Below are 19,192 nucleotides of genomic sequence, written 5' to 3' on the forward strand. Positions count from 1 at the left end.
GGCGCACGCCGTCCCCTCTTCGAGCCCGACGGCCGGGTGCGGGGCCCGGCGGACGGGTGGGTGGCCGAGCGCGCCGGGGGTGCGTCACTCCTGGGGCTGCCAGAGGCCGGCCGGCGCTGTGGTCTCGGCGGCGCCCATGGCCTCGATGTCGCCTTCCGCCGCGCGCACCAGGAGCCGGCCCATGGCGATCAGCGCGCGTCCGGCGGCGAGTTCGTCACCGATGTCCGGCATCGCCCGGTCGTAGGGGCTGCGGCGCGCCTCCGCACAGCTCTCCAGCACGTTGTCCCCGGTGTCGAGGATGATCCGGGCCGTGGTGTCGGGGTCGTGTTCGGACAGGTACAGGTTCAGCCGCCATTCCTTGACGGACGCCGGACGGCTGTTCACGGGTCGAGTCATCGTCCGTCTCTCCCTCACTGCGTGGCGAGCCCGGGTGACGCACCGGCGCGTCATCCCTTCCACTGTGCACCGGCCGGGCGGTGCCCGCAGGGTGCGTGCCGGGCGGCGCCACGGCCGTCGCGCAGGGGGTTGCAGAATGTGACGCATGACCACGCTCACCTGCCCCTGCGGACTGCCCCTGCCCTACGACGCCTGCTGCGGCCGCTTCCACGCGGGCGCGGCCGCCGCGCCGACCGCCGAGGCGCTGATGCGGTCGCGGTACGCCGCGTTCGTGCGGGGGGACGCGGGCTATCTGCTGCGCACGTGGCACCCGGACACCCGGCCGGGGCGGCTGGACCTGGATCCGCGGACGAGGTGGACCGGACTGGAGGTCCTCGGCCGCACCGACGGGTCCGCGTTCCACAGCACGGGCACGGTGACCTTCCGCGCCTCCTACCGGGGCGGTTCGCTGCTCGAGCGCAGCCGGTTCGAGCGGGTGGACGGGGCGTGGGTGTATGTGGACGGGGAGTTTCCCGAAGAGCGCGCCTAGCGCCGGCTAGGGCGCCAGGATGTCCAGTTCCTGCAGGGCGCCCACGGTGATCTGCCGGGTCAGCTCCTCCGCGCGGACCGCGTCACCGGCCCGGACCGCCTCCGCCACCTGCACGTGCAGGGTCACGGCGGCCGGGTCGGGGTCCTCGAACATGACCTCGTGATGGGTGCGGCCGGCCAGCACCTCGGCGACGACGTCGCCGAGGCGGGCGAACATCTCGTTGCCGGAGGCGCACAGCACGATCCGGTGGAAGGCGACGTCGTGGACGAGGTACTTGTCCAGCTTGTGGCCGCGTGAGTTGGCCACCATGCCGAGGGCGCACTCGGTGAGTTCCGCGCACTGCTGCGCCGTGGCGTTCTTCGCGGCGAGGCCCGCCGCGACCGGTTCGACCGCGGAGCGCAGCACGGTCAGGGAGCGCAGCTGGTGGGGGCGGTCGGCGCCGGCCAGGCGCCAGCGGATGACCTGTGGGTCGTAGACGTTCCACTCGGCCTTGGGGCGGACCGTCACGCCCACGCGGCGGCGGGACTCGACCAGGTGCATGGATTCGAGCACCCGGACCGCCTCCCGCATCACGGAGCGTGACACCTCGAAGTGCTGTGCGAGTTCGTCCGTGCGCAGAACGCTGCCAGGGGGGTACTCACCCGCCGTGATCGAGGGGCCGAGGGAGTCGAGAACGCGGCCGTGCAGCCCGCGGCCCGGTGTGGTCATGCACTCAGCGTACGGCGTGGATCACGGAGACAAAAAGTCAGACTTATATGTCACAGGCTCTTGAATTCGTCGTACCTAATGGGTTTCAGTGTGGCGACGCCGATGTGGCGTCGGATGTCGAGGAAGACAGCGAGGCAGTGATGCGTACCCCCCAGGTCGTCGTCGTGATGGGCGTCGCGGGGACGGGCAAGACGACGATCGGTCCCTTGCTCGCCGCTCGGCTGGGCGTCCCGTACGCCGAGGGCGACGACTTCCACCCGCAGGCCAACATCGACAAGATGTCGGCCGGCACCCCGCTCGACGACGGCGACCGGTGGCCCTGGCTCGACGCCATCGGGCACTGGGCGCACGACCGGGCAGGGCTCGGCGGGGTGGTCAGCAGTTCGGCGCTGAAGCGGTCGTACCGCGACCGGCTCAGGGCCGTGGCCCCGGGAGCGGTGTTCCTGCACCTCACGGGCGACCGCAAGCTGATCGAGGACCGGATGAGCCAGCGTCAGGGGCACTTCATGCCGACCGCGCTGCTGGACTCCCAGTTCGCCACGCTCCAGCCGCTGGAGCCGGACGAGGCCGGTGTCGCCGTGGACGTCAGCGGCAGCCCGCAGGACATCACCGAACGCGCTGTACGGGCGCTGGACGCCCTTTCCGCCGCATCCGCGTAGCACCCCCGAAAAAGTCCCCCGTAACCGCAAGGGAACCCCCGTGACCAGACTCAGCGTCGAGATGCTGGCAGCGGACGCGCCTCCGCCGATCACCACCGCCGGACACGCCCAGCTGGGCATCGCCGTCCTGGTGGGCATCGCAGTGATCGTCCTGCTCATCACCAAGTTCAAGCTCCATGCCTTTCTGGCCCTGACCATCGGGTCACTGGTGCTCGGAGCGGTCGCCGGAGCGCCGCTCGACAAGGCCATCACCAGCTTCACCACCGGGCTCGGCAACACCGTGGCCGGCGTCGGCGTCCTGATCGCGCTCGGGGCGGTCCTGGGCAAGCTGCTCGCCGACTCCGGCGGCGCCGACCAGATCGTCGACACGATCCTGGCCAGGGCGAGCGGGCGCGCCATGCCCTGGGCGATGGTGCTGATCGCCTCCGTGATCGGCCTGCCGCTGTTCTTCGAGGTCGGCATCGTGCTGCTGATCCCGGTCGTGCTGATGGTCGCCAAGCGGGGCAACTACTCCCTGATGCGCATCGGCATCCCGGCGCTGGCCGGTCTGTCCGTGATGCACGGCCTGATCCCACCGCACCCCGGCCCCCTGGTCGCGATCGACGCACTGCACGCCAACCTGGGCGTGACCCTGGCGTTCGGCATCCTCGTCGCCATACCCACGGTGATCGTCGCCGGCCCGCTGTTCTCGAAGGTCGCGGCCCGCTGGGTGGACGTGCCGGCCCCCGACCGGATGCTGCCGCAGCGCGCCTCGGAGGAGCTGGAGCGCCGGCCGGGCTTCGGCGCGACGCTCGCCACCGTGCTGCTGCCGGTGGTGCTGATGCTGGCCAAGGCGCTGGTGGACATCGTCATCGACGACCCGGCGAACCGCACCCAGCGTGCCTTCGACGTCATCGGCTCCCCGCTGATCGCCCTGCTCGCCGCCGTGCTCGTCGGGTTCTTCACGCTGGGACGCCCCGCCGGATTCACCAAGGACCGGCTGCAGCAGACCGTCGAGAAGGGCCTGATGCCCATCGCCGGCATCCTGCTCATCGTCGGCGCGGGCGGCGGCTTCAAGCAGACGCTGATCGACTCCGGCGTGGGCCAGATGATCCTGGACGTCTCCAAGAACTGGTCGATCCCCGCTCTGCTGCTGGGCTGGCTGATCGCGGTGGTGATCCGGCTGGCGACCGGCTCGGCCACGGTGGCGACGGTCTCGGCGGCCGGTCTGGTCGCGCCGCTCGCGGCCGACATGTCGACGACGCACACCGCGCTGCTGGTCCTCGCCATCGGCGCCGGTTCGCTCTTCTTCAGCTTCGTCAACGACGCCGGCTTCTGGCTGGTGAAGGAGTACTTCGGACTGAGCGTCGGGCAGACCGTCAAGAGCTGGTCGGTGATGGAGACGATCATCTCGGTGGTCGCCGGCGGTCTGATCCTGCTGCTGTCGCTGGTGATCTAGGAGCGCTGCGACGATGACGGCTCACCCCCTCTTCGACATCGGCGGCCGTACGGCCCTGGTCACGGGCTCCAGCCGGGGCATCGGCCTCGCGCTGGCCCGTGGGCTGGCCGAGGCCGGCTGCACCGTGGTGCTCAACGGGCGCGACGGCGACCGGCTGGCCGAGGCCGCGGCCGAACTCCCCGGTGACGTCCGCACGGCCGTGTTCGACGTGACCGACGGCCCGGCCGTGGCCGCCGGGATGGCGGACGTCGAGGAGCGGGTGGGCCCGCTCGACATCCTCGTGAACAACGCGGGCATGCAACTGCGGGCCCCGCTGCTGGAGTTCACCGACGCCGACTGGCACCGCGTCCTGGACACCAACCTCACCAGCGCGTTCCTGGTCGGCCGGGAGGCCGCCCGGCGGATGACGCGGCGCGGCCGCGGGAAGATCGTCAACATCTGCTCGCTGCAGAGCGAGGTGGCCCGGCCGGGCATCGCGCCGTACGCGGCGACCAAGGGCGCGCTGAAGATGCTCACCAAGGGCATGTGCGCGGACTGGGGGCCGTACGGCGTCCAGGTCAACGGCCTGGGCCCCGGCTACATCGAGACGGAGCTGACCCGGCCCCTCGTCGAGGACGAGGAGTTCAGCGCGTGGGTGCGCGGGCGCACCCCGGCCGGCCGGTGGGGCCGTACCGAGGACCTCGTGGGCGCACTGCTCTTCCTCGCCTCGCCCGCTGCGGACTTCGTCGGCGGACAGGTGCTGTACGTCGACGGCGGGATGACGAGCGTCCTGTAGGGACGGACGTCCTGGGGAAAGAGGCGGCGGACATGCTGGGTTGTGTGATCCACGGCGCGGGCGACCTGCGGGTGGCGGAACTGCCGGCTCCCGAACCCGGGCCGGGTGAGGCTCTGGTGGCCGTCCGGTACGGCGGCGTGTGCGGCTCCGATCTGCACTACTGGCGGCACGGCGGCGTCGGCGACTTCCGGCTCCGGGAACCGATGGTCCTCGGGCACGAGGTGGTGGGCACCGTGGTCTCCTACGGCCCCGGGGCCACGGGTCCCGGGGCGGGTACGGCGGTCGCCGTGCACCCGGCGACGCCGTGCGGGGCCTGCCCGGAGTGTGCCGGCGGGCGGGCGCACGTGTGCCGCGACACCCGGTATCTGGGCAGTGCGGCCCGCTTTCCGCACGTACAGGGCGGGTTCGCGGCGCATGTGGCCGTACCGGCCGGGCAGTTGAGGGCGTTGCCGGACGGGCTCGGGCTGCGGCGGGCCGCCCTCACCGAGCCGCTCTCGGTGGCGCTGCACGCGGTGCGGCGGGCCGGACCCGTCTCCGGCGGGCACGTGCTGGTGACCGGGGCCGGGCCGATCGGCTGCCTGGTCGTCGCCGCGGCGAAGGCGGCCGGTGCGGCGCGGGTGACGGTGACCGACCTGGTGCCGGAGGCGCTGCGGTACGCGGCCGTCGCCGGGGCCGACACACTGGTGCGGGCCGACGATCCGGACGACTCCGGGTGGCCGCGGGAGGTGGACGTGGCCGTCGAGGCGTCCGGGGTGGCGGCCGGTCTCGGCACCTGTCTGCGGTTGGTGCGGCGCGGGGGCGTGGTCGTGCAGCTCGGGATGCTGCCGCCCGGGCAGAGCCCGTTCGCCGGGAATCTTCTGGTGAGCCGCGAGATCGAGCTGCGGGGGGCATTCCGCTTCGACACCGAGTTCGACGAGGCCCTGCGACTGCTGGCGGCCCGTGGGGAGTTCGACGGGCTGATCAGCGCGGTGGCTCCGGTCCGGGACGCCGCGGCCGCGTTCGCTCTGGCGGCGGACCGGGAGCGGTCCTGCAAGGTGCTGCTGGAGTTCTGAGAGCGCACCCGGATCGGGGTTCCCGGGCGGGGTCCGGAGGCGGATCACGCCACGTACGACACCGCCCGGCCACGCCACGGACGACACCGCCCGGCCACGCCACGTAGAGGCACGCCGGGCCGCGCCACGTACGGCACCGCCGGGCCGGGCCACGTACGGCCGGGCGCCGTCGCGGCCGAAGGAGCAGAGGCGCGGCGGAGGAGCAGAGGCGCGGCGGGACCGTGACCGCCCGTGGGTCGGGGGGGTCAGGGGCGCCACAGTGGGTGTTCGCGGTCCGCCCAGGCTCTCGAGACCGTTCCCGTGCGCAGGCCCCTCCTCGCCTCCGGGTCGCCCAGGGCCATGCCGATGTGGCCCGCCAGGACCACGCCGATCGTCAGGGCCAGCCAGTCGTGGACGAAGGTCGCCGAGGTCCGCCACACCAGCGGCGTGAGATGCGTGAACCACATCATCAGGCCCGTGCCGAGCATCACCGGTGTCGCTCCGGCGATCCAGGCCGCGTAGATCTTCTGGCCGGCGTTGAACTTGCCGGCCGGACGCGAGGAGTGGCGTCTGTCCCGGCGCAGGGCCGCGCGCAGCCAGAGCCGGTCGTGCGGGCCGAACCGGTTGAGGAAGCGCAGGTCGGTGCGGAAGGCCCGGGAGGCCAGGCCCAGCAGAACGGGCACCGGCAGCGCCAGACCCGCCCACTCGTGGACCCGCACGACCAGTTCACGGCGGCCGACCATGACCGCCAGCTGCGGGATGTAGAGGACGGCCGCGGTCACCACGCACACGCCCATCAGCGCAGCCGTCGTACGGTGCACCCATCGTTCGGCCGGGCTGAAGCGGCGCACCCGGGCGGTGGGCGGGGCCGGGGTGTCAGTTCGTGGGGGCATCGGTGCGTCCGTTCGAACGGCCGACCCACGCGTCGACGTCGTAGCCGAGGTTCTCCCAGTAGCCGGGCTTCACCCGGTCGGTGACCGTGATGCCGGAGAGCCATTTTGCCGACTTGTAGAAGTACATCGGGGCGACGTAGAGGCGGACGGGACCGCCGTGGTCGTGGCCGATGTCCTTGTCCTGCATGCGCAGGGCGACCAGGACGTCCGGCCGGCGGGCCTGGTCGAGGGTGAGGCTCTCCGTGTAGGTGCCGTCGAAGCAGGTGAAGCGGAGGGCCTTGGCGGAGGAGCGGACCCCGGCGGCGTCCAGCAGGTCGGAGAGGCGGACGCCCTCGAAGGGGGTGCCGGGGACCCGCCAGCCGGTGACGCACTGCACGTCCTTGACCAGCCGTGTCTGCGGCAGCGCGCGCAGGTCGGCGAGGCTGTAGCCACGCGGGTGGTCGACCAGGCCGTCGATGGTGAGGCGGTAGTCCGCGGCGCTCTTGTGCGGCACGGAGGCGGCCACGGAGTAGTAGCGGAAGCCCCCGCCGTTGGGCAGCAGGCCGGTCAGGCCCGTGGGGTCCTTGCCGGCGACCGCTCCGAAGAAGCCTTCGAGACCGCGTTGCAGCGCCGGCGCGGCGACCACGCCGAGCGCGCCCAGGCCGAGGGTACCGAGGAAGACGCGGCGGCCGATCGGCCGGCCGTCCGGCTCCTCGGACTGTTCAGGGTTCACCTGTTCATTCGAGCACTCGGGGCCCCGGAGGACCAGGGAATCGGGACGTCGGTCAGAGTTCCGTAATCACTTCTCACGTACGTCATCACCGTTTACGTACGTCTCGCGCAGCCGGGTGTCTCAGCGGACGCCGCGGGACTTGGCCGACGCCGCGAGTCTTGGCGAACCCCGCGAGTCTTGGCGAACCCCGCGGGGCTTGGCGGACCCCGCGGGGCTTGGCGGACCCCGCGGGACTCCCGGGGGACTTGGCCGACCCCGCGGGACTCCCGCGGGACTTGGCCGACCCCGCGGGACTCCCGCGGGACTTGGCCGACCCCGCGGGACTAGACGGACGCCGCGAGACTTGGCGGAGACCCGTCGCTCGGTGCCCCGGCGCGGCCCCGGCGCGGGCGCGGGCCGCGGCGCTCAGTGCCCCAGCGCGCGGGCGCGGGCCGCCTGGAAGGCGGCCGACGGGTCGCCGTGTCCGTACGACCAGGGCACCGGGGTGGCGTGCTCGCCGATGCGCTGGAAGAGGGCCGCCGCCTCGGCCGGGCGGCCGGCTGAGGACAGGGCGAAGGCGAGGTGGTTGAGATCGAGGTGGCGGCGGGGGTGCTCGTCGTGCTCCCACTCCAGCCACCAGTCGAACCCGGCGCGCAGGATCCGGCGGGCCCGGGGGCCGGACCAGTGCCCGCGGGCGGCCGGGTCGGCCGGGCCCCGGCCGGTGGCGGCGAGGACCCGGTGGCGCTCGGCGTACGCGACGACCGGCAGGACGGCCAGCGGGGAGTCGGCGGGGGCCTGGGCGGCGGCCGACTCGGCGAGGTCGTAGACCTCGTGGGACTCGGCCCGGCCGGCGGCGGGCCGTTCGGCGAGGCGGGCGATCAACAGATGGTGGGCGTGGTGGTGCTCGGGGTGGCGGCGGCGCAGCTCGGCGAAGGTGCCGAGCACCTCGCGCTCCGGCCCCAGGGTGCGGGCGAGCAGGAGGAGGCCGAGCCACGGCGTGGGGTCGGCGGGGGCGAGTCCGGCGGCCGCGGCACAGGCCTCGCGGGCCTCGTCGGGGTCGTCCTTGCCGCGCAGGGCACGCCGGACCAGGGCGAGGGCGTACAGCGTGGCGGCATCGGCGGACCCGGGTTCCGCGCGCACCCAGTCGTGCGCCCAGGCGGCGGCGTACGGTTCCCGGGCGAGCACGGTGAGACGGTGGCCGCGGCGGTCCCAGTCGTCACCGGTGTGCAGCAGCAGGGCACGGGCGGCCTGCCGGCGGCCCTGCGCCAACGCGGCTCTCGCGGTGCGCAGCTCGGCGTCGTCCAGCGCGTCGTCGAAGGCGCCGCGGCCGTCCGGGGCGGCGCCGCCGGACTCGTCCGTGCGGGCCCGGCGAGGGTGGAGCAGAGGCGGGAGTGGAGGCACCGCGCGACTTCCTGTTTCTCGGGCTGCCATCGACCGATCACGCACAGCAAACCCCCAGCCAAGGATCACGTCAAGCGGAACGCTCAGGTTGCTCGCTTCAACTACCGTGTGCAAAAGGGTATTTGAGGGACGCGGGACCGGTCGGCGACCCGTGCGGCGGCGCCAAGCGGACTGCCGCGGCATGGGCCACGGGGCCCCGGCGGATGGCCCGGCCCCCGGACCCCACCCGTCGGACATCGGCGCGCTCGCATCGCCGTACGGCGTCGGCGCGTCCCCTGGGCGATCTGTGGCGTACGCCATGGCTCCGGACGGACCGCTGTGGCGTAGGCCATGGCGCCGGGCCGCCCGGCCGCGGACGATGGCCTGACGGTCCCGCCGCCTTCCCGGCTTCCCGGCCGCTCCGCCGCCCTGCGGCCGGCCCGGCAGCGTGACCGAATCAACCGCCCGGTTCCGGGTACTCTCCGGGTCATCGCCGCCCCGGAGCGCTACAGTCGGCCACTACGCGTCCGTGGTCCGGCCGGATGATCGAGGTACGCAGCGTGTCCGTTCTGGTTCTCCTCCTCGCCGTGAGTGCGGCCTGCTGTCTGGGCTTCGGTTTCGTGCTCCAGCAGAACGCCGCGCAGCGGGCACCGCTCAACGACTTCCTCTCGCCCCGCCTGCTCCTCGACCTGATGCGGGTGCCGCGCTGGCTGGGCGGTCTGGGCCTGATGGTGGCCGGCATGGTGCTGGGCGCCGTCGCGCTCGGCAAGGGCGAGATCTCCCTGGTCGAGCCGCTGCTCGCGACCAATCTGCTGTTCGCGCTCGCCCTCTCCCGCCACCAGACCAAGCAGTCGCTGGGCCGCCAGGGCTGGGCCGGTCTGGTGTTGCTCGCCGGAGGGGTGAGCGCGTTCATCCTGGCGGGCGAACCGCGCGGCGGCAGCGCCGTCACCGACCCGCTGCGGCACTGGCTGATCATCGGCGTCATGGTGGGCGCCGCGCTCGTACTCACGGCGTACGCCAAGCGCTCCCGGCTGAGCTGGGGCCCCGTGCTGCTGGCCACCGCCGCCGGGCTGCTGTACGGCGTGCAGGACGCGCTCACCCGGGTGAGCGGCACCCGCTTCTCCGAGGGCGGCCTCACGGAGCTGTTCACCGGCTGGCAGCCGTACGGCGTGCTGGCCTGCGGGATCACCGGGCTGATACTCGTGCAGAGCGCGTTCGAGACGGCTCCCCTGCGCATGTCGCTGCCGGCGCTCACCGCGGCCGAACCGCTCGCCGGGATCCTGTGCGGGGTCGGCTTCCTCGGCGACCGGCTGCGCACCGACACCGGGGCGCTGGCCTGGCAGGCGTCGGGGCTCGCGGCCGTGGTCGTGGGCATCGTGCTGCTCGGGATGCACCCGGCGATGCCGTGCGGCGCGACGGACGCGGAGCCCCCGGCCCGGGACCTGCAGCGACGCTGAAGAACCCGGACGCGAGCCCCCGGCCCGGGACCTGCAGCGACGCTGAAGGACCCCTGCTTGGATGAACGCCATGAACCCTGCTGACGAGATCCTCGACATCGTCGACGAGCACGACCGGGTCGTCGGCCGCCGCCCGCGCGGCGAGGTGTACGCCCGCGGGCTGCGCCACCGCTGCGTGTTCGTCCAGGCCCGGGACGCGGCCGGCCGGCTCTTCGTGCACCGGCGTACGGCGACCAAGCTGGTCTTCCCCGCCCTGTACGACATGTTCGTCGGCGGGGTCGTCGGGGCGGGCGAGTCCTACGACGAGGCGGCCCTGCGGGAGGCCGAGGAGGAACTGGGCGTGAGCGGACTGCCCCGGCCGGCGTTCCTCTTCAAGTTCCTGTACGACGACGGGGCCGGGAAGAGCTGGTGGTCGGCGGTGTACGAGGTGCGCTGCGAGCTGCCCGTGCGGCCCCAGGCGGAGGAGGTCCAGTGGTACGACTTCCTGCCCGAGGAGGAGGTCGAGTCCCGGCTCGGCGCGTGGGAGTGGGTGCCGGACGGGCTGGCCGCCTACGAGAGGCTGCGGGCGTTCCGGGCCGGGGGGTGAGGCGCCGGTAGGGTCGGCGGTGTGAGCGAATTCGTGACGAACATCAGGCTGTGGTTCGCCCCGGACCGGGTGCGGGAAGAGGGCCGCACACCCGACTACCGGTTCTCGCTGGCCAACGAGCGCACCTTCCTGGCCTGGCTGCGGACCGCGCTCGCGCTGATCGGCGGCGGATTCGCGGTGGACCAGTTCCTGCCGGACCTGCGCTGGGCGTGGCGGGTCGGTCTCGCGCTCGCCCTGCTGGCGGCCGGTGTGCTGTGTTCCCTGCGTGCGGTGAACCACTGGGTGCGCTGCGAGCGGGCCATCCGGCGCGGTGACGACCTGCCCGCGTCCCGGTTCCCGGCGGTGCTGAGCCTGGTCGTGGCGGTGGTGGCCATCGCCATGGTGGTCGTGGTGCTGGTCGGATGGGAGGGATGAGCACCGCCGTCCGGGACCCCGGGCTGCAACCGGAGCGCACCCGGCTGGCCTGGCGCCGTACGACCCTGTCCGCCGCCGTGGCCACCGTGCTCGCCGCGCGCGCCGCGTTGCACGGTGTGTCGGTCGCCGGGGCCGTCGTGTGCGCGGTGTGCTGCGCGCTCTGGCTGGGCTTCCTGCGGATCTCCCACCGCCGGATCCGCGCCCTGTCCGGCGCTACGCCGCCGCCGGCGCTCAGCCCCCGGCACGCGACGACGGCGGTCCTGTGCGTGGTGGCGCTGGCGGTGTGCGCGGCCGTACTCGTGGTCTAGGCACCGTCCCCCGCGCCGGCCTCCGGCCACCGAGCGCGCCCTGGACCGACCACCGGCACCCGCTGCGGACCCCGAGCGCTGCCCACCGACCGCCGCCCGCTGCCGACCCCGAGCGCTGCCCACCGACCGCCGCCCGCTGCCGACCCCGAGCGCTGCCTGCCGGAGCCACCACCCGCCGTCTATTGCCGGAGCCACGGCCCGCCGTCCGCCGCACGTGTCCCGTCCGGCGCTGCGGCCGCAACCGGGCTCGGGGTAGTCGTACGCCACGCAACCGGGATGCCCCTATATGCACCTTTCGCGTGGCAGCCTGTCCGTCGTCAACCCCCGTATCCCGAAGGTGAGCACCATGGACACCACCCTTCACCAGGAACACACCGAGCACGGGACGCACGCCCACGGGCCGGACTGCGGGCACACGGCCGTGCCGCACGGCGACCACCTCGACTACGCGCACGACGGCCATCTGCACCGTGAGCACGCGGGCCACTGGGACGAGTGCGAACCGGCCGGGCACACCACGCACGAGGAACACGACCACGTGCACCACGACGAGTGCGGGCACCCGCAGGTGCGGCACGGCGATCACGTCGACTATCTGCACGACGGGCACCGGCACGCCGAGCACGGCGACCACTGGGACGACCACTGACCCGCCCGCGGGCGACGACCTAAGGCTCCCCGGCGCTCCACCGGGGGGCCTTCGGTCTGACACCTGTCCGGCGATTCCCGTCCGCCCCGCCCGCCCGGCGACGATCCGCCCCGCACGTCCGGCGACGATCCGCCCCGCACGTGGCGGGAATCTCCGGCAGAGCCCGGGGTGGCCCCGGTCACGTTTCGGGGCGGGTTCGGCCCACGCACTGGACGACATACCGACCGGTCGGCATCATGAGTGGGTCTTGGTTCACCCGTTCGTAGGAGTGATGTATGAGCGCCGACCACCCGCCCGGACTCGACCTGGACCGGCTGCGCACCCTGCTCGACCGTGAGCACCCCGGTCTGGTGAACGGCCCGCTGACCGGCCGGCTGATCGAGGGCGGACGGTCGAACCTCACGTACTCGCTCACCGACGGCACCTCCAAGTGGGTCGTACGGCGGCCTCCGCTCGGCCATGTCCTGGCCACCGCGCACGACATGAAGCGCGAGCACCGGGTGATCAGCGCCCTGCACCCGACCCGGGTGCCGGTCCCCCGGACGCTGCTGCTGTGCGAGGACGCCGAGGTGCTCGGAGCGCCCTTCTACCTCATGGAGTTCGTCGACGGCACCCCGTACCGCACCGCCCAGCAGCTCGCCCCGCTGGGCGCGGAGCGCACCCGGAACGCGGTGCTGTCGCTGGTCGACACCCTCGTGGAGCTGCACGCGGTGGACCCCGGCGAGGTGGGCCTGGCCGACTTCGGCCGCCCGGAGGGCTTCCTGGACCGGCAGCTGCGCCGCTGGGGCAAGCAGCTGGACGCCTCCCGCAATCGCGACCTGCGCGGCATCGACGAACTGCACGCGGCGCTCGGACGCGCCCTGCCCGTCTCGCCCGCGGCCACCGTCGTCCACGGCGACTACCGCCTGGACAACGTTCTCATCGGGGACGACGACCGGATCAAGGCGGTCCTCGACTGGGAGATGTCGACGCTCGGGGACCCGTTGACCGACCTCGGCCTGCTGGTGATGTACAGCCGGCCGCTGGGGATGCCCGAGTCCCCCGTCTCCACCACCGCCGAGGCCCCGGGGCACCCCTCCCCGCGCGAGCTGATCGAGCGCTACGCCGCGGGCTCGGGGCGGGACGTCGGGGACGTCTCCTGGTACACGGCGTTCGCCTGGTTCAAGCTCGCCGTGATCCTGGAGGGCATCCACTACCGGTACACCCTCGGGCAGACGGTCGGGCGCGGCTTCGACCGGATCGGCGAACTCGTGCCCGTGTTCATCGACCACGGACTGACGACCCTTCAGGAAGGCTGACCGGACATGGACTTCGCGTTCGACGCGCGCACCGAGGAACTGCGCGCCAGGCTCCTCGCCTTCATGGACGAGCACGTCCACCCGGCCGAGGCGGTCGCCGAGGAGCAGCGGGCCGCGCTCGCCTCGCCGTGGGACACCCCGGCCGTGGTCGAGGAGCTGAAGGCCGAGGCGCGCAGGCAGGGCCTGTGGAACCTCTTCCTCCCCGACACCGAGTACGGGGCGGGGCTGACGAACCTCCAGTACGCCCCGCTCGCCGAGATCACCGGCCGGTCCCCGCACCTCGCGCCGACCGCGACGAACTGTGCCGCGCCCGACACCGGGAACATGGAGGTGCTGGCGCAGTTCGGCACCGATGAGCAGAAGAAGCGGTGGCTGGAGCCGCTGCTGGCGGGCGAGATCCGCTCCGCGTTCGCGATGACCGAGCCGGAGGTGGCCTCCTCGGACGCCACCAACATCACCACCCGCATCGAGCGGGCCTCCGACGGCTCGGACGAGTACGTCATCACCGGCCGCAAGTGGTACATCTCCGGGGCGATGAACCCGGACTGCAAGATCTTCATCGTCATGGGCAAGACGGACCCTCAGGGGGCGGACATCCGCCGCCAGCAGTCCATGGTCCTGGTCCCGCGCGACACCCCGGGCGTCACCGTCACGCGCGCGATGCGGGTCTTCGGCTACGAGGACCACTCCCACGGCGGCCACGCCGAGGTGGTGTTCGACCACGCGCGCGTGCCGGTGTCGAACCTCGTCGGCGAGGAGGGCGGCGGCTTCGCCATCGCCCAGGCGCGGCTCGGCCCCGGCCGGATCCACCACTGCATGCGGCTGATCGGCATGGCCGAGCGGGCGATCGAGCTGATGTGCCGGCGCGCCGTGTCCCGCACCGCGTTCGGCAAGACACTGGCACAGCAGGGCGTGGTCCAGGAGTGGATCGCGGACGCCCGGGTCACCGTCGAACAGTTGCGGCTGCTGGTGCTGAAGACGGCCTGGCTGATGGACACCGTCGGCAACAAGGGCGCCCACACGGAGATCCAGGCCATCAAGATCGCCACTCCGCGTGCGGTGGTGGGCATCCTGGACCGCGCGATCCAGCTGCACGGGGCGGGCGGGGTGAGCCAGGACTTCCCGCTGGCCGAACTGTACGCCGCTGCCCGCACGCTGATGCTCGCCGACGGCCCGGACGAGGTGCACCAGCGGTCGCTGGCGCGCAGGGAGCTGAAGCGGTACCTGTGAGGACACGGACGGGGGGCGGTCGCCTGGGCGACCGCCCCCCGTCCGTACCGTCTTCGCACGCCGTTCCGGGCGTCTCGCGCGCCGTCCCCGCCGTGACGCACACCGGTCGTGGCGTCTCACACGCCGTTCCGGGAGTCTCGCACACCGTTCCCGCCATCTCGCACACCGCTCGTGGCTCGTTCGTGCGCCACTCGTGGCTCGTTGGTGCGCCGTTCGTGGCTCGTTCGTGCGCCGCTCGTGGCTCGTTCGTGCGCGATGTGTGCCGTGTACGCGGCTTCCGCGGCCGTTCGCCGCTCGTCAGGGCCGCAGCGCGCGCAGCAGCAGGTCGGCGAGATGGTCGGCGAGCTGCTGGGGCTCGAGGGGGCCGTCCGGGCGGTACCAGGTCGACAGGTGGTGGACCGAACCGAAGTGGTAGTCCACGACCAGGTCGGCGGGGGTCGCCGTGGAGAACACGCCCGTCTTCTGGCCCTCCTCGATGAGCGCGCGGAAGCGTTCGTGGTAGCGGCGGCGCTCGGCGCGGACCTGCTTGTTCTTCTCCGGGCTCAGCTGGTGCATGGACCGGAAGAAGATCGACGCGTCGTCGAGGTGCTCGATCGTCGTGACCACGACGTCCGCCGCAGCGGCTCTGAGTCGCTGCTCGACCGGCTCGTCGGCGTCCGCGAACGCGTCGAGCCGCTCCTGCTGGAGGCGCAGCATGCGGGCGTAGACCTCGTGCAGGAGGTCGTCCTTGGAGCCGAAGTAGTGGTACAGCGCCCCCTTGGTGACGCCGGCCGCCTCCACGATCTCCTGCACGGAGGTACGGTCGTAGCCCTGCTCGGCGAAGAGCCGGGTGGCGGCGGCCAGCAGCCGCTGCGGAACGGGCGTGCCGTCTCCGTCCGTAGTCCTGGGCACTTCCGCCACCTGCCTTTCCTCGTCGCCTACTGACCGGCGTCGCTGTCGTCGTGCGCGCGGGAACGCAGTTCCCGGCGGAGGATCTTGCCACTCGCCGTCTTCGGCAGGTCGGGCAGGATCTCCACCTGGCGCGGGTACTTGTAGGCGGCCAGTCTCTCCTTGCAGTACACGGACAGTTCATCCGGGTCCGTGTCGGCACCGGGACGCAGGCTGATATACGCCTTGACGGTCTCCCCACGGTAGCCGTCGGGCACGCCGACGACGGCCGCCTCGCGCACCGCGGGGTGGGTGTACAGGACGTCCTCGACCTCGCGCGGCCACACCTTGAACCCGGACGCGTTGATCATGTCCTTCTTGCGGTCGACGACGTACAGCCAGCCCTGTTCGTCCATGAAGCCGATGTCGCCGGTGCGCAGCTCGCCGTCCGGGAAGGTCTGGGCGGTGGCCTCCGGGCGCCGCCAGTAGCCGGGGACCACCTGCGGCCCGCGTACGACGATCTCGCCCTGTTCGCCGAACGGCACCTCCGCGCCCGTCTCGTCCAGGATCCGTACCACCGTGTCCGGGCCGGGCAAGCCGACGGCGAGGGTGCCCGAGGCGGGGTCGACCGGCGCCTCAAGGCCGAGCGGCACGGAGGCGCAGGGCGCGGTGCACTCGGTGAGGCCGTAGCCGTTGCGGATGTAGGGCCCGAAGCCGGCCCGGAACTTCTCCACCAGCGCCGGCGGCAGCGGGGCGCCGCCGGAGGAGATGCACCGGAAGGACGCGAAGTGCTCCGGGGTGACGTCCGGGTGGGCGGCCAGGGCCATGAAGGCGGTGGAGGGGCCCACCGTGTAGTGGGGCCGGTGCTCGGCGAAGGCGTCCAGGACGGCGCCGGCCTCGAAGCGGTAGGTCAGCACCAGGGTGCCCGCACTGTTCAGGCAGGCGCCGAACTCGCAGACCATGCCGGTGATGTGGAACAGGGGCGCGAGCGCGTAGTAGACGGGCGCCTCGGGAAGCTCGAGCCCGGTCCGCTGCCGCTCGGCGTTGTACATGATGTTGGCGTGCGTGTTGACGGCGCCCTTGGGCGCGCCGCTGGTGCCCGAGGTGTAGCTGATCAGCGCGATGTCGTCCGGGCGGGGGGCGCGGCCCCCGGGTGCCGTGCCGCCCTGCCGCGCCACCGTCACGAGGTCGTCGGCGTCGGGGGCCTTCGGCAGCCGTTCGAAGGACAGGACGCGCCGGTCGTCGCGGGTCTGGAAGTCCAGCTCGCAGGCGGTCAGCACGATCCGCACCGGGGAGTCGGCGGCCGTGTCCCTGAGGTACTCCTCCCAGGCGCGGTCGGAGCAGACCAGCGCCGTCACCTCGCCGTCCCGCAGGACGTGCGCCACCTCGGCGGACTTGTACATGGGGTTGACCGGGACGACGGTCGCCCCGGCCTTCCAGGCGCCGAGCACGGCCAGCACGAAGTGCGGGGAGTTCTGCAGGAGTACGGCGACCCGGTCGCCGCGCGCCAGCCCGCGCCCGGCGAGGTGGGCGGCGACGGAGTCGCTCAGCTCGTCGGCCTCGCGGTAGGTCAGCCGGGCGTCGAAGTAGGCGAGGAAGGTCCGCTCGGGTGCCTCGGCGACCGCGTCGCGCAGGGCGTGCACGAGGGAGTCGGCGGGCTCGACGGGGGCGCGCTGGGCTTCGCCGAGCAGGGCGAGCCAGGGCCGGTCCGCGTACCGGGTGGGGGCGGTCACCGGGCCTCCTCCCACTTCTGCTGGAGGTGGTTCATGCCGGCCAGCCAGCGGTCGGGGGTCTCGGCCCGCGCCTGGTAGAAGCCGGCCACCTCCGGGTGCGGCAGGATCAGGAAGCGGTCCTCCTCGATGCCGCGGAACAGGGCGTCCGCGACGCCGTCCGGTTCGATCGCGGTCGGCCTGAGCACCAGGTCGCCCGCGCTTCCGGTGGCGGCCAGCATGTCGGTGCGCACCCCCTGCGGGCAGATGGCGTGCACCTTCAGGCCCCGGTGGCGGTAGGTGAGGGACAGCCATTCGGCGAAGGCGAGGGCACCGTGCTTGGTGACGCTGTAGGACGGCGCGCCGATCATGGTCAGCAGCCCGGCGGCCGACACGGTGGACACGAACCGGCCGCTGCCCCGCTCCAGCCAGGCGGGCAGCAGTGCGTGGGCCGCGCGGACGTGGGCCATCACGTTGACGTCCCAGGACAGCGCCCAGCTCTGCTCGTCCAGCGGCCCGGCGGTGCCGCCGTCGTCGAAGGCGACGCCGGCGTTGGCGCAGTAGACGTCGACGGTGCCGCCGAGCGCGTCGCGGGCGTCGGCGACGATCGCGGAGGCGTCGCCGGGCACGGCGATCCCGCCGATCTCCTCCGCCACGGCCTTGGCCTTCACGGCGTCCAGGTCGTTGACGACCACCCGGGCGCCCTCGGCGGCGAACCTGCGGGCCAGCGCGGCCCCGATCCCGCCGCCCGCCCCGGTGACGACCACTGACGCATCCTGCACGGCTTCCACGCTCGGTCTCCTTCGACGCGATGTGACTCGGCTCAGCGACGCCAGACTAACCGGTCGGTATGTGTGAAGGAAGAGCAGGCGCACCAACCTCTAGGGATGCGGGCAACCGCGCGAGCGACCGCAGACGGCCGGCACCGCCCACACGTACGGAGGACACCCATGCACCTGTCGAGACGGAACCTGCTCGCATCGGCGACCCTGTCCGCCGTACCGGTCACCGCCGGGCATCGCGAGGAGCGGCCGCGCACCGGTTTCGACAGGCTCGCGGCCGACGGCTACTCCCTGCTGGCCGGCCAGAAGGTCGGCGTCGTCACCAACCCCACCGGCATCACCCCGGCCGCCGCCCACATCGTGGACGTCATGCACCGGGATCCGCGGGTGAAGCTGACCGCCGTCTTCGGCCCCGAGCACGGTTTCCGCGGCACCGCGCAGGCCGGCGGTTCCGAGGGCCGCTACGACGACCCGGCGACCGGCCTGCCGGTCTACGACACGTATCTCAAGAGCGGCCGCCCGCTCGCCGACGTCTTCACCACCTCCGGTGTCGACACGATCGTCTTCGACATCCAGGACGTGGGTGCCCGCTTCTACACCTACATCTGGACGCTGTACGACTGCATGGAGGCGGCCGGGCTCGCCGGCAAGCGCTTCGTCGTCCTGGACCGTCCCAATCCGGTGACCGGACGCGCGGCCGAGGGGCCGGTGCTGCACAGGGAGTTCGCCACCTTCGTCGGCCGGCAGCCGATCGCCCAGGCGCACGGGATGACGGTCGCGGAGCTGGCCCGGCTGTTCAACGGGGAGTTCCTCGACGCGCCCGTACCGCTGGAGACGGTGCTGATGACGGGCTGGAGGCGCACTCGGTTCTTCGACGCCAGCGGACTGCCATGGGTGCCGCCGAGCCCCAATATGCCGACCGCGGACACGGCGTTGGTGTACTCCGGCACCTGCATGTTCGAGGGCACCAACCTCTCGGAGGGCCGGGGCACCACCAGGCCCTTCGAACTCCTGGGCGCGGAGGGCGTCGACGGACGCTGGGCCGCCGCCGCCAACGAACTCGCGCTGCCCGGAGTGCGGTTCAGGGAGGCGTACTTCGCGCCGACGTTCTCCAAGTTCGCGGGCAGGACCGTCGGCGGGGTGCAGATCCACGTCCACGACCGGGCCGCCTACGACCCCGTGCGGACCGGGATCGCGCTGCTGGTGACCGCCAGGCGGGTGTGGGACGGCTTCGCCTGGCGGCCGGACAACTGGATCGACAAGCTCACCGGCTCCTCCCGGGTGCGCACGATGATCGACGCGGGCGCCGGCACCGACGAGGTGACCGGCGCCTGGCAGGAGGAACTGGCCGCGTTCCGGCGGGTCCGGAAGGAGTATTTGCTCTACCGGTGA

General features: G+C 72.8%; 21 protein-coding genes. 13 read left to right on the forward strand and 8 right to left on the reverse strand.

Annotation, left to right across the window (positions count from 1 at the left end; all coding sequences use genetic code 11):
* Window positions 1-84 precede the first annotated feature (84 nt).
* Window positions 85-396: a dsRBD fold-containing protein gene (locus tag ABVB68_RS23200; RefSeq protein ID WP_353603029.1), complete on the reverse strand. Its 312-nt coding sequence runs from the start codon at window positions 394-396 to the stop codon at window positions 85-87.
* 145 nt (window positions 397-541) lie between these two features.
* On the opposite strand from ABVB68_RS23200, the gene ABVB68_RS23205 reads away from it, so the two are divergent.
* Window positions 542-925 carry a YchJ family protein gene (locus tag ABVB68_RS23205; RefSeq protein WP_353603030.1) on the forward strand — a complete coding sequence of 128 codons (384 nt, stop codon included), beginning with the start codon at window positions 542-544 and terminating at the stop codon, window positions 923-925.
* A gap of 6 nt (window positions 926-931) precedes the next feature.
* On the opposite strand, the gene ABVB68_RS23210 is transcribed toward ABVB68_RS23205, so the two are convergent.
* Window positions 932-1,633: a FadR/GntR family transcriptional regulator gene (locus ABVB68_RS23210; RefSeq protein WP_353603031.1), complete on the reverse strand. Its 702-nt coding sequence runs from the start codon at window positions 1,631-1,633 to the stop codon at window positions 932-934.
* Between the two features lie 140 nt (window positions 1,634-1,773).
* On the opposite strand from ABVB68_RS23210, the gene ABVB68_RS23215 reads away from it, so the two are divergent.
* From ABVB68_RS23215 to ABVB68_RS23230, 4 genes are read left to right on the forward strand one after another with little or no spacing between them, the layout of a single operon-like run.
* Window positions 1,774-2,292: a gluconokinase gene (locus tag ABVB68_RS23215; protein WP_353603032.1), complete on the forward strand. Its 519-nt coding sequence runs from the start codon at window positions 1,774-1,776 to the stop codon at window positions 2,290-2,292.
* Between the two features lie 40 nt (window positions 2,293-2,332).
* Entirely contained in the window at window positions 2,333-3,730 is a 1,398-nt protein-coding gene (locus tag ABVB68_RS23220) for a GntP family permease (protein ID WP_353603033.1), read from the forward strand.
* A 13-nt stretch (window positions 3,731-3,743) separates the two neighbouring features.
* Window positions 3,744-4,505 (forward strand): SDR family oxidoreductase, encoded by a 762-nt coding sequence (locus tag ABVB68_RS23225; RefSeq protein ID WP_353603034.1) that lies wholly within the window; start codon window positions 3,744-3,746, stop codon window positions 4,503-4,505.
* Between the two features lie 32 nt (window positions 4,506-4,537).
* Window positions 4,538-5,557 (forward strand): L-idonate 5-dehydrogenase, encoded by a 1,020-nt coding sequence (locus tag ABVB68_RS23230; RefSeq protein ID WP_353603035.1) that lies wholly within the window; start codon window positions 4,538-4,540, stop codon window positions 5,555-5,557.
* Window positions 5,558-5,802: 245 nt separating this feature from the next.
* On the opposite strand, the gene ABVB68_RS23235 is transcribed toward ABVB68_RS23230, so the two are convergent.
* The 3 genes from ABVB68_RS23235 to ABVB68_RS23245 form a co-directional block, all read right to left on the reverse strand.
* A complete protein-coding gene (locus ABVB68_RS23235) occupies window positions 5,803-6,429 on the reverse strand; it encodes a cytochrome b/b6 domain-containing protein (protein ID WP_353603036.1) in 627 nt (208 codons plus the stop codon).
* Window positions 6,413-7,141, reverse strand: a complete 729-nt coding sequence (locus tag ABVB68_RS23240; RefSeq protein ID WP_353603037.1) for a molybdopterin-dependent oxidoreductase — start codon at window positions 7,139-7,141, stop codon at window positions 6,413-6,415. The genes ABVB68_RS23235 and ABVB68_RS23240 overlap by 17 nt, the downstream gene beginning before the upstream one ends.
* 405 nt (window positions 7,142-7,546) lie before the next feature.
* Window positions 7,547-8,521, reverse strand: coding sequence for a hypothetical protein (locus ABVB68_RS23245; protein ID WP_353603038.1), 975 nt, complete (start codon window positions 8,519-8,521; stop codon window positions 7,547-7,549).
* Window positions 8,522-9,042: 521 nt separating this feature from the next.
* Between ABVB68_RS23245 and ABVB68_RS23250 the strand changes: the two genes are divergently transcribed.
* The 7 genes from ABVB68_RS23250 to ABVB68_RS23280 all read left to right on the forward strand — a co-directional run bounded on the left by ABVB68_RS23250 (window position 9,043) and on the right by ABVB68_RS23280 (window position 14,442).
* The gene (locus ABVB68_RS23250) at window positions 9,043-9,957 is read left to right on the forward strand and encodes a DMT family transporter (protein ID WP_503006217.1); all 915 of its coding nucleotides are present in this window, start codon (window positions 9,043-9,045) and stop codon (window positions 9,955-9,957) included.
* A 70-nt stretch (window positions 9,958-10,027) separates the two neighbouring features.
* Window positions 10,028-10,543: an NUDIX domain-containing protein gene (locus tag ABVB68_RS23255; protein WP_353603040.1), complete on the forward strand. Its 516-nt coding sequence runs from the start codon at window positions 10,028-10,030 to the stop codon at window positions 10,541-10,543.
* A 21-nt stretch (window positions 10,544-10,564) separates the two neighbouring features.
* Entirely contained in the window at window positions 10,565-10,957 is a 393-nt protein-coding gene (locus ABVB68_RS23260) for a YidH family protein (protein WP_353603041.1), read from the forward strand.
* On the forward strand, window positions 10,945-11,265 hold the full coding sequence (locus tag ABVB68_RS23265; protein WP_353603042.1) for a DUF202 domain-containing protein: 321 nt from the start codon (window positions 10,945-10,947) through the stop codon (window positions 11,263-11,265). The genes ABVB68_RS23260 and ABVB68_RS23265 overlap by 13 nt, the downstream gene beginning before the upstream one ends.
* A 346-nt stretch (window positions 11,266-11,611) precedes the next feature.
* Window positions 11,612-11,914 (forward strand): hypothetical protein, encoded by a 303-nt coding sequence (locus tag ABVB68_RS23270; RefSeq protein ID WP_353603043.1) that lies wholly within the window; start codon window positions 11,612-11,614, stop codon window positions 11,912-11,914.
* A 275-nt stretch (window positions 11,915-12,189) separates the two neighbouring features.
* The gene (locus tag ABVB68_RS23275; protein ID WP_353603044.1) at window positions 12,190-13,212 is read left to right on the forward strand and encodes a phosphotransferase family protein; all 1,023 of its coding nucleotides are present in this window, start codon (window positions 12,190-12,192) and stop codon (window positions 13,210-13,212) included.
* A 6-nt stretch (window positions 13,213-13,218) separates the two neighbouring features.
* Window positions 13,219-14,442: an acyl-CoA dehydrogenase family protein gene (locus ABVB68_RS23280; RefSeq protein WP_353603045.1), complete on the forward strand. Its 1,224-nt coding sequence runs from the start codon at window positions 13,219-13,221 to the stop codon at window positions 14,440-14,442.
* Between the two features lie 297 nt (window positions 14,443-14,739).
* Here the strand turns inward: ABVB68_RS23280 and ABVB68_RS23285 are convergent, their stop codons facing one another.
* Genes ABVB68_RS23285 through ABVB68_RS23295 form a run of 3 tightly spaced genes read right to left on the reverse strand, consistent with a single transcriptional unit; the run spans window position 14,740 to window position 17,809 of the window.
* Window positions 14,740-15,333: a TetR/AcrR family transcriptional regulator gene (locus tag ABVB68_RS23285; RefSeq protein WP_353603046.1), complete on the reverse strand. Its 594-nt coding sequence runs from the start codon at window positions 15,331-15,333 to the stop codon at window positions 14,740-14,742.
* 26 nt (window positions 15,334-15,359) lie between these two features.
* Entirely contained in the window at window positions 15,360-17,042 is a 1,683-nt protein-coding gene (locus ABVB68_RS23290) for a class I adenylate-forming enzyme family protein (protein ID WP_353603047.1), read from the reverse strand.
* Complete coding sequence (locus ABVB68_RS23295) at window positions 17,039-17,809, reverse strand: SDR family oxidoreductase (protein ID WP_353603048.1); 771 nt, start codon at window positions 17,807-17,809, stop codon at window positions 17,039-17,041. Before ABVB68_RS23295 ends, ABVB68_RS23290 begins: the two co-directional genes overlap by 4 nt.
* Before the next feature lie 159 nt (window positions 17,810-17,968).
* On the opposite strand from ABVB68_RS23295, the gene ABVB68_RS23300 reads away from it, so the two are divergent.
* Window positions 17,969-19,192 carry an exo-beta-N-acetylmuramidase NamZ family protein gene (locus ABVB68_RS23300; protein ID WP_353603049.1) on the forward strand — a complete coding sequence of 408 codons (1,224 nt, stop codon included), beginning with the start codon at window positions 17,969-17,971 and terminating at the stop codon, window positions 19,190-19,192.

The sequence above is a fragment of the Streptomyces sp. NPDC096012 genome, assembly GCF_040426375.1.
Lineage (GTDB): Bacteria > Actinomycetota > Actinomycetes > Streptomycetales > Streptomycetaceae > Streptomyces.

Excerpts from the sequence above, each read along its gene's own strand:
- ABVB68_RS23200 (WP_353603029.1), bottom strand. The coding sequence starts at position 396 with ATGACTCGACCCGTGAACAGCCGTCCGGCGTCCGTCAAGGAATGGCGG.
- ABVB68_RS23205 (WP_353603030.1), top strand. The coding sequence starts at position 542 with ATGACCACGCTCACCTGCCCCTGCGGACTGCCCCTGCCCTACGACGCC.
- ABVB68_RS23210 (WP_353603031.1), bottom strand. The coding sequence starts at position 1,633 with ATGACCACACCGGGCCGCGGGCTGCACGGCCGCGTTCTCGACTCCCTC.
- ABVB68_RS23215 (WP_353603032.1), top strand. The coding sequence starts at position 1,774 with ATGCGTACCCCCCAGGTCGTCGTCGTGATGGGCGTCGCGGGGACGGGC.
- ABVB68_RS23225 (WP_353603034.1), top strand. The coding sequence starts at position 3,744 with ATGACGGCTCACCCCCTCTTCGACATCGGCGGCCGTACGGCCCTGGTC.
- ABVB68_RS23230 (WP_353603035.1), top strand. The coding sequence starts at position 4,538 with ATGCTGGGTTGTGTGATCCACGGCGCGGGCGACCTGCGGGTGGCGGAA.
- ABVB68_RS23235 (WP_353603036.1), bottom strand. The coding sequence starts at position 6,429 with ATGCCCCCACGAACTGACACCCCGGCCCCGCCCACCGCCCGGGTGCGC.
- ABVB68_RS23250 (WP_503006217.1), top strand. The coding sequence starts at position 9,043 with ATGATCGAGGTACGCAGCGTGTCCGTTCTGGTTCTCCTCCTCGCCGTG.
- ABVB68_RS23255 (WP_353603040.1), top strand. The coding sequence starts at position 10,028 with ATGAACCCTGCTGACGAGATCCTCGACATCGTCGACGAGCACGACCGG.
- ABVB68_RS23265 (WP_353603042.1), top strand. The coding sequence starts at position 10,945 with ATGGGAGGGATGAGCACCGCCGTCCGGGACCCCGGGCTGCAACCGGAG.
- ABVB68_RS23270 (WP_353603043.1), top strand. The coding sequence starts at position 11,612 with ATGGACACCACCCTTCACCAGGAACACACCGAGCACGGGACGCACGCC.
- ABVB68_RS23275 (WP_353603044.1), top strand. The coding sequence starts at position 12,190 with ATGAGCGCCGACCACCCGCCCGGACTCGACCTGGACCGGCTGCGCACC.
- ABVB68_RS23280 (WP_353603045.1), top strand. The coding sequence starts at position 13,219 with ATGGACTTCGCGTTCGACGCGCGCACCGAGGAACTGCGCGCCAGGCTC.
- ABVB68_RS23300 (WP_353603049.1), top strand. The coding sequence starts at position 17,969 with ATGCACCTGTCGAGACGGAACCTGCTCGCATCGGCGACCCTGTCCGCC.